Consider the following 14,654-nt stretch of genomic DNA (forward strand, 5'->3'; position numbering starts at 1 on the left):
TCCACGCGTTGCTGCTTAACTAATAATGTCCTTCACAACCTTACCTGAGACATCAGTCAGGCGATATCTTCTTCCCAAATGTTTGAAGACTAACTTTTCATGGTTCAAGCCGAGCTGATGCAGCACAGTTGCCTGAAAATCATGCACATGCACCGGATCTTTTGCAATGTTATATCCAAGTTCATCCGTTTCGCCGTAAACCATTCCCGGCTTGATTCCGCCTCCTGCCATCCATATGGTGAAGCATCTCGGGTGGTGATCGCGGCCGTAATTGTCGGCGGTAAGCTTGCCCTGAGTGTAACTTGTCCGGCCAAACTCCCCGCCCCAAATTACGAGCGTTTCGTCCAGTAACCCGCGCTGTTTCAGGTCCGTAACCAATGCGGCCGACGCTTGGTCCACATCCATGGCCTGTTTTGCAATTTCAAATGGCAAGTTGCCGTGCTGGTCCCAGCCCTGATGATAAAGCTGCACAAACCGGACGCCATTTTCGGATAGTTTTCGTGCGAGCAAACAATTGGCCGCATAAGTGCCGGGAACAAGACATTCCGGGCCATAAAGCTTGATAATGTCGTCGGATTCTTTGGACAAATCCATCACTTCGGGCACCGCAGTTTGCATGCGATAAGCCATTTCGTATTGTTTGATTTTGGCAGAAATCTCGGGATCGCCAAATTCCTGGTATGACAGCTCATTGAGTTGCGAGAGATTGTCGAGCATCTCCCTGCGGTCGTGCCGGTCCATTCCCTCAGGGTCGCGCAAATATAAAACCGGATCTTCACCTTTGCTGAATTGCACACCCTGGTGCACGGAATCCAGAAAACCATTGGACCACAATTTTGAATAGACACCTTGGCCATTGCCTACGCCGCGCGAAAGCAGAACGGTGAAATTCGGCAGATTTTTGTTCTCATTACCAAGTCCGTAACTAAGCCACGAACCCATACTCGGGCGGTTTCCCTGTTGCGAACCTGTTTGCAGGAATGTTAAAGCTGGATCGTGGTTAATGGCCTCCGTGTACATTGATTTTACAAAGCAAAGATCATTCACGATCTTGGCCGTGTAAGGCATCAAATCACTCACCCAAGCACGCGATTCGCCATATTGCTTGAAATCAACGAACGAACCGACAAGCGGAAAAGACGCCTGATTGGCTGTCATGCCTGTTAAGCGCTGGGTTCCGCGAACAGACGGCGGAATTTCTTTGCCTAGCATTTCACGGAGTTTGGGTTTGTAATCAAACAGCTCCTGCTGCGAAGGCGCGCCATTTTGAAACAAATAAATGACCCGTTTCGCTTTCGGAGCAAAATGAGGAATGCCTGGCGCCAGCCCTTCTTCTTCCAGCCCTCCCCCATTCAGCAGATCGGGCATCAGCAGCGAGCCTAACGCAACACTTCCCAGGCCCAGGCTCATGGAAGACAAAAAACGTCTTCTGTTGAAATTAAATCCGTGCTCTAATATTTCCTTTTCCATATGCTTGCAAACTTCGGCCGTAAGCCATCCGCTTTAAGATTTTGTTATGGTTTCTTCCAGATTGTAAATCGTAGAAATTACGCGCATCAATGCTGCCTGCGCCTTTTTATCCACGTTCCGTGTCAATGGATATTCTCCGACCGCCACCATTTTTTCCGCTATCGCCGGCTTAATGGATCGCAATTGTTTGTCATAATAAGCCGTCAGCACATCCAGTTCTTTTTCATTTGGCTTTCTGCAAACGATGAGCCTAAATGCCTTGATAATCTTGTCTTTGCCGATGGTTTTTTCCTGTAAAAGCTTGGCTGCCAGCACGCGTGACGCTTCCAGCACAGCCGGATCATTCATCATTACCAAGGCCTGCAATGGCGTGTTGGTTTTAAGCCTTTTCACCTCGCATAAATCGCGATTACTGGCGTCGAATATGCTCATGGTCGGCGGCGGAACCGTCCTTTTGATCAATGTGTACATGCCGCGGCGATACAATGCACCACCATGATCCTGGTTATAAACTGACAGCAATCCACGCCCCGAAGTGGCGCCTTCCCAGAGTCCGGCAGGCTGGTAAGGCTTCACGCTCGGACCGCCTATGGTTTTGTTGAGCAAGCCGCTGCTGGCAAGCACGAGGTCTTTGATAAATTCGGCATGAATACGATAACGCGGGCCACGGGCGAGTAAAATGTTATCGGGGTCCGTGGCAAGTTTTTCTTTTGTAATAACTGCCGACTGCTTGTAAGTTGCCGAAGTAACCATTTGCTTTACAAGGCGTTTAATGTCCCAATTGTGTTCCATAAAGTCGGTTGCGAGCCAGTCGAGCAAGGCGGGATGTGACGGAAGTTCACCTTGCATACCAAAGTCGCCGGAGGTTTTAACAATGCCTTTTCCGAAAAATTCCTGCCATAGAATGTTTACATAAACTCTTGCAGTCAAAGGATTTCGTTTATCAAAAAGCCATTTGGAAAGTCCTAACCTATTTTTCGGAAGGTTTTTATCAAATGGCAAAATGGAGGCTGGTGTTGCAGGCTGCACTTCCTCGCCCGGCGCGTCGTAAACGCCGCGTTTGAGAATGTGCGTTTTCCGTAATGTGTCCAGATCGCCCATTACGGAAACAATGAGCTGATTTGTATCCGGCTTATTGATGAAAGTCAGGATCTTTTTCACATCGTCATTGCTAATCTCCATCAACGGTTTCTTGGCATAAGTTTCAGGACCGCCGATAACCGATTCAATGCCCACTTCTTTGACATTGTTGAAAAAGGCGAACATCTGATAATATTCTTTTTGCGAAAACGGGTCGTATTTGTGGTCGTGGCAATGCGCACATTCGAGTGTGACTCCGAGTAACCCTTTGCCAAACAAGTCGTTGCGATCCGTCACATACATGACGCGATATTCTTCGGGGATGACGCCGCCTTCTTCGGTAATTTTATGATTTCGGTTAAAACCTGTCGCAAGCAATTGTTCTTTGGAACTGTTAGGCAGCAAATCACCGGCTAACTGCCAAGTTACGAAGTCATTATAATGCATATTTTCGTTGAATGCGTGGATCACCCAGTCGCGCCAGGGCCATTGCGTGCGGTAACCATCATCCTGATAACCGTGTGAATCTGCATAACGGGCCAGATCAAGCCAGTGAAGCGACATCTTTTCACCATAAGCGGGAGTTTTCAAAAGCTGATCAACCATTTTATCATATGCCATTTCACTATTGTCGGCCATGAATTCGTCCATCATTTGCAATGTCGGAGGCAATCCGGTGAGGTCCAGGGCGAGTCGTTTGAGAAGTCGCTCTTTGTCCGCTTCCTCATTGGGTTCAAGGCCTTTTTGCTCCTGCTTTTCGAGGATGAAATAATCGATCTCATTTTTTGGCCAATCCTTTTGCCCAACTTCCGGCAATGCTGGTTTTTTTGGCGCGACAAAGGCCCAGTGCTTTTCATATTTGGCACCTTGTTTGATCCATTTTTCAATCAGATCTATTTCGCGTTGTGTCAGTTTCAGATTGGAGCCCGCGGGCGGCATGCGCAGTGACGTGTCGGGTGAAGTAATGCGCAAAAAAACCTCGGACAACTCTGGCTTTCCTGCCACGAGTGCATGCGCTTTGGGATTTTCCTGCATTGCTTTGAAAGCACTTTCAGCCACGTCCAATCTCAGCCCGGCCTCTCGCTTGTTGGCGTCCGGGCCGTGACATGCGAGGCACTTGTCAGACAGGATCGGGCGAATGTCGAAGTTGTAGCTAACCTCCTTTGGAATCGCCTCTTCAACAGCCTGGTTGTCTGTTGATTTGTTGCAGGCCTGGAAACAAAATGCCAATCCTGCCAGCAGCATAGCCGCAAATGAACTTCCTCTAAAAATCATATCCGTGGGTTCAGGTAGCAAATGGACATTTTTACTTAATATAACTAATTAACTAAAAAAATGTACATTTATTCGGACAATAATGTTGATTTCTCTATCAGTAACTGTCCTGCTCTATGCTGTTTCTTAACCAAATCAATCGCCTATCTCGCTATGAATCAACGGTTAGCTTTACCCATTCTACTTTTTGTTGCCATTCTAACCGGCTTCGCACCGGCCAAAATCGGCGTATTTGAGCAAAATGCCGACATCGGCAATCCCAAGGTCGCTGGTTCATCCAAATTTGACCCGGCAACAAATGTTTACACCATGAAAGGCGCGGGTTATAACATTTGGTTTGAGCGCGATGAGTTTCAATATCTGTTCCGAAAATTGAGTGGTGATTTCACCGTCACGGCCGACTTTGCATTTGTTGGGACGGGCACAGATCCGCACCGGAAAGTCGGTTGGATGGTCCGTGAATCCAATGCTGGCGACGCATCACATTTGAGCGCCGTGCTGCATGGCGACGGGCTTTCTGTGCTGCAATGGCGCGTCGAGAAAGGCAAAATGATGCGTGACCCGGAAGATGAAATTTTTAGTAAAGAGAAGACCTTTCAGACCATTCAAATTGAAAGAAAGGGAAATAATTATATCATGCGGGCCGCCGCGAAAGGCGCTACATTACAGGAAGTTGGCGCGCATGAAATGGAGAATTTAGGTAAAGAAGTGATGGTCGGCTTGTTTATCTGTTCGCATAACCCAGCCGTTTTGGAAGAAGCACAAATTTCGAATGTGAAAATCGTTTCGAACAACCAATAACATTGGCCTCGTTCATCTCAGAAATGAACGAGGCTTTTTAAACTACTTTTTCGCCGTGATCCAGACATTGACTTTGTCTTCCAGCAATTTCAAAGGCACGCAGCCCGATTCCAAAACAAGCTTGTGGAATTCTTTTATATCAAATTTCGAAGCCAGTTCCTTCTCCGCTTTTGAGCGTAACTCCCTGATTTTTAACTGCCCGATCTTATAAGAAAGCGCCTGTCCGCCACCGGCCATGTAACGCTCGATTTCCGCCGTAATGCTCTCTTCCGACTCCGCCTCATGGTCCAGCGAATATTGGATTGCCTGCTCGCGCGTCCAGCCCTTTGAATGCAGGCCCGTGTCAACAACCAGCCGGATCGCGCGGTGCATTTCACCGCTTAGCATACCAAAATATTGATAAGGGTCCGTGTAAAGCCCCAATTCTTTTCCCAAGGATTCGCAATACAATGCCCAACCTTCGCCATACGCGCTATACCAGAGATTTTGCCTGAATTCCGGCAGATTTTCATTTTCCTGCTGCAAAGAAATCTGATAATGGTGACCCGGGATCGCTTCGTGCAGAAACAAGCTTTCGTCCGAGACCACATTGTATTTTTTCACATCCGGAATTGGCACGTAAAACACGCCCGGCCTCGAACCATCCGCTAATCCCGGATTGTATTCCGCCGAAGCTGACGCCTCTCTGAAAGCCTCCGTTCTGCGCACTTCGAAGGCTGTTTTGGGTGTGAGTTCGAAGAGCTTTTGCAGGTTAGGCTTCATGGTTTCATGAATTTTGTTAAAATGCTTGATCACGTCTTCCGGCTTGGTGAAAGGCATCAGTTTTTTGTTTTCGCGCACATCATTGAAGAACGATTTCAGGTCGCCCTTATAACCAACCTGCTCCTTAACCCGCTCCATTTCACCCGAAATCCGCGCAACTTCGGCCAGTCCCAATTTGTGGATCTGGTCGGCGGTCATTTCGGTTGTTGTAAAATATTTGATGTAATAATCATACATCGCCTTCCCGTTGGGCAGCGCATCAAAGCCATTTGTCATTCGCCCGGCGGATAAATATTCTGTTGCTACGAAGTCATGCAGCTTTTTGAATGTAGGAATGATCTTCGTTTCGACCATTGCTGCGTAGGCTTTTTCCAGGCGCTGTTTGTCGTCGTCTGAAAAATCCTTTGGGAAATTTTTAGCAGGCGTGTAAAAAAGATGCGCGGTTACGGGGCCGTGATCCATGTCAGCCAGCTGCGGGATCATCTTCTTTATCAAAGGTTTTGGCAAAACATAACCTTGCTTGATCCCCTTTTTCATGTTCACAAGCGCCGTATCGCACCAAACGACGAAGCCGTCTGCACGTTTGAGCCAGTTTTCGTAATCCTTCACTGTTTTGAATGGCTGAACGCTGGACCCGCTGGCCATTTGTCCGATCATTAAATGCGTGGAAAAGATCTGGTTCAGCGGCATTAATTCGGTTGGATATTTGAGGCCTTCCAGATTGATATCACATTCCCACTGCAAAAGATCCCAGCTGGTTTTTTCTTCCGAAGAGAGTTTTTCACGGTCGTATTTCGCAAGTTGCGACTTATATTTTTCAAAGAATGCTTCAATTTTAGACTTGCCGGTTTGCGTTAAGTCGTCCGACATGCGGTCATTGAAACGGTTATCCCCATTCATCGTTGCTTCGAGCGGGAACAATGCGAGCCGTTCTTCATAATAATTGGCAAAAACCTCTTTAATCGGCTGTGAGGCCTCTTCCTTGGCTGCTTTTTGTTGACAAGATTGCATAGCGGCTCCTAAAACAATGAAGAATAAAATGATTTTCAGCATGATCGGGTGAATTGGCGGATTGATAATTAAGGCTTCTCTGGCTGGTGAATCAGCGACATAAATATCGCTTTTAAACGAATATGACAACTTATTAAGCGCTCTTTTAATTAATTATAATAGGTTTGCATTCTTACCAATTTGCTCGCCATGGGACTCAGGACATACATCAGAGAAAATTTTATCGCAGATATCAAGCCTTACAAACCTAAAAATTTTCGAAAACCGGAGCAGATGCTGGAAATTGTTTCAGCATGGAAGGGTCTGGAATTGATTATCGCTGACATTATTGAACAATTCAATTTGCCACGCGAGCGATGCATTGAATTTGGTGTAGAATTCGGCTATTCGGCGGTGGTTTTTTCCAATTATTTCAAATTCGTCACGGGTGTGGACACATTTGAGGGTGACGTCCATACGGCTAATAAGGAAGAGCATTATGCGCAAACGCGCGAGCGATTGGCGCCTTATCAGAACATTCAGCTTGTTAAATCAGATTACAAAGACTGGATTGCCAAAGACGAACAGCGATACAACCTGGCGCACGTTGACATTGTGCACAATTATACGGAGACATTTGAATGTGGCCTTTGGGCGGCACAACACAGCGATTGCACCATTTTCCACGATACGGAAAGTTTTCCGGAAGTGCGGCGCGCGGTGAAAGATCTGGCAAAGAAAACCGGTCAGCGGTTGTATAATTATCCGCAGCATCACGGACTCGGCATTTTGGTGGCGAAGAAAAACTGACGCGCGTATGAAAAACAAGGTCCTGATCATTGGCAGCTCAAACACCGATATGGTGGTGCAGACGCAAGATTTCCCAAAGCCGGGTCAAACCGTTTTAGGCGGAATATTTCTGATGAATGCTGGCGGAAAAGGTGCAAATCAAGCGGTTGCGGCGGCGCGGCTGGGAGCAGATGTAAGATTTGTTGCCAAGATCGGGAAGGATATTTTTGGGCAAGAGGCGAAAAAGGGTTTTGTAAAAGAAGGGTTGGACATCACATATTTGCTTGAAACGGACGATTTTGCTTCCGGCGTTGCGCTGATAACGGTCAATGCAAAAGGTGAAAACGAGATCGTCGTGGCGTCGGGCGCTAACATGGAACTGCATCCCGCTGACGTCCCGGATGTTATTTTTGAAGAAGTTGCGTTTGTGCTGATTCAATTGGAAATTCCTTTGGAAACCATTTCTTACATCATTACAAAATGCAACAACTTGGGCATTAAGGTGCTCATGAATCCGGCTCCCGGCATCAAACTGAATGAAGCGTTGCTCAAAGGAATATTTCTGATCACGCCCAATGAAACGGAAACCGAGATCATTACAGGAATTTACCCGTATGATGCAGCATCAATGCAACAAGCCGCCGAGATTTTACATAACGCTGGCGTTGAACAAGTTATCATCACCCTGGGCAGCTCGGGCGTTTATTTCTCCAATGCCTCGCATGCAACATTAATCCCTGCTCGGCAAGTGGAAGCAGTTGACACGACGGCTGCGGGAGATGTTTTCAATGGAGCCATTTTAACGGCACTTGCGGAGGGAAAAGATTGGATTGAAGCGTGTGAGTTCGCTTGTGCAGCAGCGGCAATTTCGGTAACAAGACCTGGCGCACAAAGTTCTGCGCCATTCCGTGAAGAATTTCAATGACAGTTTATAGCAAGACAGAAATCTCGTCTTCCACTTCCGAAGTGCGGGCACGGTGCCTGATAACCGTGTTTCCTGCATGCAAAATCACAAGACCGCCTAAGGAACAAGCCGCCATCATGCCCACCATGGGCAATGCTGTGTTGTTATGAAGCACGCTCACAATAGCTGAAATTATGCCACCGGCTCCCATTCTCCAACTGCCCATTAATGCAGATGCGCTTCCAGTGTGTTTCCTGAATGGCGCAAGCGATAATGCTGAGCTGTTAGGCCCTGTAAGTCCTTGACCAGTAAGGAAAACGAACATCATTCCAATCAGGGAATATAAACCAAACCAGTTGTTGTAAACGCCTGCGATGAGCAAAATGCCGACAATGCTTTGGTAAAATAAGGTGACCCGAATGATCTGCTCGCTCTTGAATTTCTTTAACAGAAAATGGTTAAGCTGCGTTGAGCCGATCATTGCAACAGCCAAAAAGGCGAAAATCCACCCATATTGTTGTTCAGAGACTTTGTAAATGTTCATAAACACATCCGAAGAACCCGCGATATAGGCGAAAGGCGCAGCAGTTGCAAGTCCGCCAGCAAGCGTATAAATCAAAAACTGAGGCTGTTTTATAACTGTTGCAAAGCCATTCAAAACGGCCTTGGGGCGCAGAGAGACGGAATTATCGGCAGGTCTGCCGACAGGCAGCAAAAAATAAATTGCGGCAATGATGATCGAAACGATCCCAGCCAAAATGATGAATATCCATTGCCAGGCGATAGAAGCAGTAACATATCCGCCAACAGTCGGTGCGATCATGGGAGAGACTGCAATGACCAGTGTGATCATGGAAAATACTTCTGCCCGCTTATCGGACGGAAAAAGGTCACTTACAAGCGCTTGCGACGCAACCAGACCGACACACCCGCCCATTGCCTGGAAAAAACGCATCATAATCAGCGAGTCAACAGAGGAAGTTGCCGCACAGCCAAAAGAAGCCAGAACGTACAATGCGAGTCCCGCATACAAAGGCTTTTTACGACCAAAACGATCTAAAAGAGGTCCGTAAAGAATTTGTCCCAAGCAAATCCCGATTAAATAGCTCGTTAGTGAAAATTGAACTTTATCAATAGTGGTTCCCAGATCAGAAGCGATCCTTGGAAAACCCGGAAGATACATATCAATAGAAAAAGGACTAACTGTTGCCAGTAAGCCCAAAATCAGGACGATAAAAAGATATTGCTTGCGACTCATAACTGCTACACTTAATATAAGTTTAACGGGATTGCAAGCGGATTAAGTTCCTGTCTTTCAATAAGTACAACAATTTCATCAATGATCCATATCGAATATTGGCACAAAAAAATGCCCATCAGCTCGCTTAACCGAACCGATGGGCATTTGGTACTTTTTTAGACTATTTATTGTCTACTTTTTCTTTCACGTCATTGCTAACTTCTTTTGCCTCTTTTTTTGTGGCTTTGTAAGCTTTCTTGGTTCCTTTTTCAACCTTGTGAGCTCCTTTTTCAACGCCGTCACCAACTTTGTGAGCGCCATCCTCAATGCCATCTCCTACTTTATGAGCGCCTTCTTTGGTTTTTTCACCAACAACTTGTGCGTCATGCTTGATTTCTTTACCTGCTTTTTTTCCTGCTGATTTTGTGCTGGAAACTGCTTTTTCCGCTTTGGTTTGCGCTTCATCTTGGGCAAAAGCCGCTGTTGATAATCCAATCAATGCAGCTAAAACAAATACTTTTTTCATGATCCTATTTTTTGTTGAGATTACTGCTGCTTCCAAACCAACCAACCAGATCGGAATGCTGAGCGAAGCATAATGAGTAACAACAAAAATCGTTCCGGGCGGTTGACCGTTCTCAGTTGGAGATGATTTCTTCTATTTGAATCTTAATGCTCGGAATGAAATTCTTTGCTACATCCCACACAATTGAATAATTAACTCCCATGTAGTCATGAATAAGCCGATCACGCATTCCTGCCATGTTTTTCCAGCTTATCTTGTTCCAAGTAAACTTTACGTCTGCAGGAATCTTTTTGGTAGCTTCCCCAATTATTTCGAGACTGCGAACAACAGCTCTTTTCAACGTTTCATCACGAAGAAATTGATCTTTGCTGACATCAGCTGTGATTACGGATGTAATGTATTCGCATTCTAGCAGTATATGGCGAAGATATTCAACATAATCCTTAGACATATTCAACTTCGCTTAGGATATGCGGGCCAATAAATGGAGAGAGACCTTTTACGGAAACGACATCGACTTTTTCTGCTTCAAAGATGGATTCCAGAAACTCACAGGTTGCAATAAAGTTCAAGTAAGTTTCCTTGTCATTTTCGAAATCAATCAGGATATCAATGTCACTGTTTTCCCTCATTTCATCCCTGCCAGCCGAGCCAAAAAAGCCGATTTTGCTCACACCCAACTGGTTTAGATGAGGTTTAGATGACGTTAATATCTGATGAATCTCTGATTTGCTTAGCATTCTCTTTTTGTTTCAAAGTTATTCTATTTAACAAAAAATACAACCCTTGGTCTAACGGCATAAAAAACGCCCGGAATAATTCCCGGGCGCCCTACATTGAATTACAAGATTTCTCACTTAACTGACTCTGCAATTGGATATATCGCAATTTCGGCTTTTACATCATTGACGCGAGCACTTGCTGTTGTCACTTTCTCAACCTTGGCCTTGGGTGTGAAACCTTCCAGATCGGCTTTTTCGACAGCAATGTGTGGAGCGATTACGAGTGAAACGATTGACATGAGCTTGATAAGAATGTTCATCGATGGCCCTGATGTGTCTTTAAATGGGTCACCAACCGTGTCGCCGGTAACAGCGGCTTTGTGTGGTTCTGACTTTTTATAGAAAGTCTCGCCGTTGATTACAGCTCCTTTTTCGAAGGATTTCTTTGCATTATCCCATGCACCGCCAGCATTGTTTTGGAAAATTCCCATTAAAACGCCTGAAACCGTAACGCCTGCCAATGTTCCACCGAGCACTTCCGGTCCGAAAAGGAATCCCACGAGCACCGGAACGATCAATGCGATAAGTCCAGGTGCAACCATTTCGCGGATTGAAGCTTGTGTAGAAATGGCAACGCATTTGTCATATTCCGGCTTGGCAGTTCCTTCCATAATGCCCGGGATTTCGCGGAATTGCCTCCGCACTTCTTCAACCATTTTCATGGCTGCACGCCCAACTGCAGCAATGGCCAATGAGGAGAAAATGAACGGGATCATTGCGCCCACGAACAATCCTGCCAGGACATTCGCTTTGTAAATATCAATTGAATTAATGCCCGCTACACCACAGAAAGCAGCAAAAAGTGCAAGCGAAGTGAGCGCGGCGGAAGCAATGGCAAAGCCTTTTCCGGAGGCGGCAGTGGTGTTACCGACCGCATCCAGCACATCCGTCCGACCACGCACTTCCTCAGGCAAATGGGCCATTTCGGCAATTCCGCCCGCATTATCAGCGATCGGACCAAATGCATCAATGGCTAATTGCATGGCAGTGGTCGCCATCATGCCCGCGGCTGCAATGGCCACGCCGTACAAACCCGCAAATTCGTAACTGATAAAAATACCCGCTGCCAGGACCAATGTCGGAATAACCGTCGATTCCATTCCCACCGAAAGTCCGCCGATAATGTTAGTCGCATGCCCTGTCGAAGACTGGTTAACAATGGATTGCACTGGTCGTTTACCCATTGCTGTGTAATATTCTGTAACAAGGGACATGATTGCACCAACAATCGACCCCAACAATATTGCCCAAAAAACGTCAAGCGAAGTAAAATCTACACCTCGAATTGTCAACGTTCCTTCGGGTAACATCCACATTGTGAGCGGATAACTGGCAATTAAAACGAGAATAATGGAGCCCCAGTTGCCGAGGTTTAATGCGCCCTGCACATTTCCCTGATCATTTTTAACACGAACCAACAGCATACTGACAATAGACGCGATCAGGCCGACGCCCGCAATGACCATAGGAAGCAAAATCGGTGAAATGCCGCCAAAATTATCCGCCCCTTCTGAAATGATTTCACGACCCAGAACCATTGTTGCCAAAATCGTAGCCACGTATGAGCCAAACAAATCCGCGCCCATCCCGGCAACGTCGCCCACGTTATCACCCACATTGTCTGCAATGGTTGCGGGGTTTCTTGGATCATCTTCGGGAATTCCTGCTTCCACTTTTCCAACTAAATCGGCACCAACGTCGGCAGCTTTCGTATAAATTCCACCTCCTACGCGCGCAAAAAGTGCAATAGACTCAGCGCCCAGCGAAAAACCGGCAAGCACCTCGAGCACTTTTTCCATCCCTAATCCATTCACATCGGTGCTGTCGCCAATGAAAACGGCGTATAAAATGATAAACAAACCTCCTAAACCAATCACCGCAAGACTGGCGACGCCAATTCCCATTACAGAGCCTCCCGTAAAAGAAACTTCCAGCGCTTTGGTAAGGCTTGTGCGGGCTGCCTGCGTCGTTCTGACATTGGATTTCGTCGCAATGTTCATCCCGATATAACCTGCAAATGCGGAGATAAAAGCGCCAATTATGAACGAAATGCCAATAAATGCACTAGAATTTTCTACCAATGTGCCGGAGTAACCCAGCAGAATGCTAACAATTATACCGAAGACTATGAGTACACGCCATTCGGCTTTCAGGAAGGCAAGGGCACCGTCCGCGATCGCGTCCGCAATCTCCTTCATTTCGGGACTTCCACTGTCCTGCCGGATCACCCAGCCTCTTTTAAAGAACATAACCAGCAAGCCTACAAGGCCCAGAGCCGGCACTAGATAAGTAATGTTACTCATGCGATAAACTAATTTGGTTAGAGGTTTTTAAAATCTCGTAAATATAGAGATTGGGACCTCATAACAAATGAGAAATCGATATTTTTTGATCAATTCGTATAGATTTTATAAAATTTTGGAGAAACGATCAGCTAGTGCGCTGACAATCAGGGAAGCTCTACTTGCGGAAAATGAGCAGTAAAACGTAGGTTACAAGAAAACCAACGAATCCGGCCGCTACTGCTAAAAGTGTGCCGCCGATGAAATATTGTACGAAATTTACATGAATCGAATTCACCGTAAGATTCTCAAACGAAGTGAGTTGGACTCCGTTTTGATAAAAAAGCCCGCCGAATTTGTAACTCCCATAAATGATAAATGGAATAAAAGGCGGAATGCTGATATTAGCCGCGGCCAGAAACAGCACCTTGTTCATTTTGAAATAAATGGTAAGCGGAATGCCAATCAGAAGCTGAAAGCCCCAAATTGGCACAATGCCCATAAAAAAGCCAAATCCTACGGACTTAGCTTTGCTCAGACTGGACTCCTCTGGCTTGACTGCCTCCTGCTTGATGAATGCCCAAAATCCTTTTTTTTTTACCTGGCCGATCAGCCGTTTGGGTAAATAATAAAGAAGGGTTAAAAAGACCAGCCAGGTGTTCAGAATGCTGATCCGCGTGAAGTCAATGAACGGCCGGAAATGTGTAACCCGCTCGTTTTTATCATAAATAACATGGATCTGCACCGGCAAAATGGGTGTGTCCCGCCACGCGAGCTTGACAATTACTTCAATTTCGGTTTCAAATCGCGTTGTGAAAAGTTTGATTTTCCTGATTGCATCGAGCGGATAAAGCCGGTAACCCGTTTGCGTGTCAGGCAATGTGATGCCTGTTTCGAATTTGAACCAGAAATTGGAAAACTTATTTCCGAATGAGCTCTTCCCTGGAACGCCCTCCTGCTCCATATCCCTTGATCCCATCAGCAATGCACCCGGATTATTAATGGCTGCTTCAATAAAAACGGGAATGTCGGAAGGCAAATGTTGTCCGTCCGAATCAATCGTGATGGCGTTGGCATATTCAAGCTGGATGGCTTCGCGGAACCCGGCGCGAAGTGAATAACCTTTGCCGCGGTTCACACTATTATTGAGCACCCTGATTTTCAACCCATAATGTGCAAGCAGCAGCAAAGTCCGGTCTGTGGAACCGTCGTTTACAACGATAATATCCTGGCCATCTGAATATTGAAGAATCGCGTCGATTACGCGTTTTATTGTCTTTTCATTATTATAAGTCGGAACAATTATACAGCAATTGATATCCTTAAGCGTCATTTTTTTGATGTTCAGGTGGCTACTTGATGAAAGTTCGGCCGCTGAGTAGATGAGAGAATTCTGTTAAAGATAACTAGCCTGCATTTTGAAAAAAACCTTTCCATTGCTTTCTCCAGAGGCAGTCACTTCCAGCAATTCGGTTTGTTTGTATTTGATACTAATCCGGACGGACGGATTTTCATTGGGGTTTAGCACTTCCAAAAATTTGCAGGTCCGCATATGCTTCATGACCAATTTTCTGCTCAATTGCGACTCGACTATTTCCTTCACGATCTGCATTTGCACCACGCCTGGCGTGACCGGCGAACCTGGAAAATGTCCTTCAAAAATCGAATGGTCCGGGTTGATAACGATCCCCGCGATAATATTTTCAGGTGACAACTCAGTGCTGGAAACGGAATAGAGACTATTTACAAACAT

At 46.1% G+C, this 14,654-nt stretch carries 13 protein-coding genes; 3 read left to right on the forward strand and 10 right to left on the reverse strand.

Going from position 1 to position 14,654, the window contains the following annotated elements:
- Window positions 1-15: 15 nt before the first annotated feature.
- Together LZG73_RS11120 and LZG73_RS11125 are read right to left on the reverse strand one after the other, a co-directional pair.
- Entirely contained in the window at window positions 16-1,470 is a 1,455-nt protein-coding gene (locus LZG73_RS11120; RefSeq protein ID WP_233848840.1) for a DUF1501 domain-containing protein, read from the reverse strand.
- Window positions 1,471-1,503: 33 nt separating this feature from the next.
- On the reverse strand, window positions 1,504-3,825 hold the full coding sequence (locus LZG73_RS11125) for a PSD1 and planctomycete cytochrome C domain-containing protein (RefSeq protein WP_233848841.1): 2,322 nt from the start codon (window positions 3,823-3,825) through the stop codon (window positions 1,504-1,506).
- 153 nt (window positions 3,826-3,978) lie between these two features.
- On the opposite strand from LZG73_RS11125, the gene LZG73_RS11130 reads away from it, so the two are divergent.
- Entirely contained in the window at window positions 3,979-4,626 is a 648-nt protein-coding gene (locus tag LZG73_RS11130; RefSeq protein ID WP_233848842.1) for a hypothetical protein, read from the forward strand.
- 42 nt (window positions 4,627-4,668) lie between these two features.
- On the opposite strand, the gene LZG73_RS11135 is transcribed toward LZG73_RS11130, so the two are convergent.
- Entirely contained in the window at window positions 4,669-6,528 is a 1,860-nt protein-coding gene (locus LZG73_RS11135; RefSeq protein WP_233848845.1) for a DUF885 family protein, read from the reverse strand.
- A gap of 60 nt (window positions 6,529-6,588) precedes the next feature.
- Between LZG73_RS11135 and LZG73_RS11140 the strand changes: the two genes are divergently transcribed.
- Window positions 6,589-7,188 (forward strand): class I SAM-dependent methyltransferase, encoded by a 600-nt coding sequence (locus LZG73_RS11140; RefSeq protein WP_233848847.1) that lies wholly within the window; start codon window positions 6,589-6,591, stop codon window positions 7,186-7,188.
- A 7-nt stretch (window positions 7,189-7,195) separates the two neighbouring features.
- The gene (gene rbsK, locus LZG73_RS11145) at window positions 7,196-8,092 is read left to right on the forward strand and encodes a ribokinase (RefSeq protein ID WP_233848852.1); all 897 of its coding nucleotides are present in this window, start codon (window positions 7,196-7,198) and stop codon (window positions 8,090-8,092) included.
- A gap of 4 nt (window positions 8,093-8,096) precedes the next feature.
- Here rbsK and LZG73_RS11150 read toward each other — a convergent pair whose 3' ends face one another.
- The 7 genes from LZG73_RS11150 to LZG73_RS11180 form a co-directional block, all read right to left on the reverse strand.
- On the reverse strand, window positions 8,097-9,329 hold the full coding sequence (locus tag LZG73_RS11150) for a multidrug effflux MFS transporter (protein ID WP_233848853.1): 1,233 nt from the start codon (window positions 9,327-9,329) through the stop codon (window positions 8,097-8,099).
- Between the two features lie 163 nt (window positions 9,330-9,492).
- Window positions 9,493-9,837 carry a hypothetical protein gene (locus LZG73_RS11155; RefSeq protein WP_233848854.1) on the reverse strand — a complete coding sequence of 115 codons (345 nt, stop codon included), beginning with the start codon at window positions 9,835-9,837 and terminating at the stop codon, window positions 9,493-9,495.
- A gap of 112 nt (window positions 9,838-9,949) precedes the next feature.
- Entirely contained in the window at window positions 9,950-10,288 is a 339-nt protein-coding gene (locus LZG73_RS11160; RefSeq protein WP_233848860.1) for a DUF86 domain-containing protein, read from the reverse strand.
- Entirely contained in the window at window positions 10,281-10,577 is a 297-nt protein-coding gene (locus LZG73_RS11165; RefSeq protein ID WP_233848863.1) for a nucleotidyltransferase family protein, read from the reverse strand. Before LZG73_RS11165 ends, LZG73_RS11160 begins: the two co-directional genes overlap by 8 nt.
- A 113-nt stretch (window positions 10,578-10,690) precedes the next feature.
- The gene (locus LZG73_RS11170) at window positions 10,691-12,922 is read right to left on the reverse strand and encodes a sodium-translocating pyrophosphatase (RefSeq protein ID WP_233848867.1); all 2,232 of its coding nucleotides are present in this window, start codon (window positions 12,920-12,922) and stop codon (window positions 10,691-10,693) included.
- A gap of 157 nt (window positions 12,923-13,079) precedes the next feature.
- A complete protein-coding gene (locus tag LZG73_RS11175) occupies window positions 13,080-14,234 on the reverse strand; it encodes a DUF2062 domain-containing protein (protein ID WP_233848872.1) in 1,155 nt (384 codons plus the stop codon).
- Between the two features lie 63 nt (window positions 14,235-14,297).
- On the reverse strand, window positions 14,298-14,654 hold the full coding sequence (locus LZG73_RS11180) for a 3-hydroxyacyl-ACP dehydratase (RefSeq protein ID WP_233848874.1): 357 nt from the start codon (window positions 14,652-14,654) through the stop codon (window positions 14,298-14,300).

It is taken from the genome of Dyadobacter sp. CY326 (assembly GCF_021390515.1).
Classification (GTDB): domain Bacteria; phylum Bacteroidota; class Bacteroidia; order Cytophagales; family Spirosomataceae; genus Dyadobacter.

Excerpts from the sequence above, each read along its gene's own strand:
- LZG73_RS11120 (WP_233848840.1), bottom strand. The coding sequence starts at position 1,470 with ATGGAAAAGGAAATATTAGAGCACGGATTTAATTTCAACAGAAGACGT.
- LZG73_RS11125 (WP_233848841.1), bottom strand. The coding sequence starts at position 3,825 with ATGATTTTTAGAGGAAGTTCATTTGCGGCTATGCTGCTGGCAGGATTG.
- LZG73_RS11130 (WP_233848842.1), top strand. The coding sequence starts at position 3,979 with ATGAATCAACGGTTAGCTTTACCCATTCTACTTTTTGTTGCCATTCTA.
- LZG73_RS11140 (WP_233848847.1), top strand. The coding sequence starts at position 6,589 with ATGGGACTCAGGACATACATCAGAGAAAATTTTATCGCAGATATCAAG.
- rbsK (WP_233848852.1), top strand. The coding sequence starts at position 7,196 with ATGAAAAACAAGGTCCTGATCATTGGCAGCTCAAACACCGATATGGTG.
- LZG73_RS11150 (WP_233848853.1), bottom strand. The coding sequence starts at position 9,329 with ATGAGTCGCAAGCAATATCTTTTTATCGTCCTGATTTTGGGCTTACTG.
- LZG73_RS11155 (WP_233848854.1), bottom strand. The coding sequence starts at position 9,837 with ATGAAAAAAGTATTTGTTTTAGCTGCATTGATTGGATTATCAACAGCG.
- LZG73_RS11160 (WP_233848860.1), bottom strand. The coding sequence starts at position 10,288 with ATGTCTAAGGATTATGTTGAATATCTTCGCCATATACTGCTAGAATGC.
- LZG73_RS11165 (WP_233848863.1), bottom strand. The coding sequence starts at position 10,577 with ATGCTAAGCAAATCAGAGATTCATCAGATATTAACGTCATCTAAACCT.
- LZG73_RS11170 (WP_233848867.1), bottom strand. The coding sequence starts at position 12,922 with ATGAGTAACATTACTTATCTAGTGCCGGCTCTGGGCCTTGTAGGCTTG.
- LZG73_RS11175 (WP_233848872.1), bottom strand. The coding sequence starts at position 14,234 with ATGACGCTTAAGGATATCAATTGCTGTATAATTGTTCCGACTTATAAT.
- LZG73_RS11180 (WP_233848874.1), bottom strand. The coding sequence starts at position 14,654 with ATGTTTGTAAATAGTCTCTATTCCGTTTCCAGCACTGAGTTGTCACCT.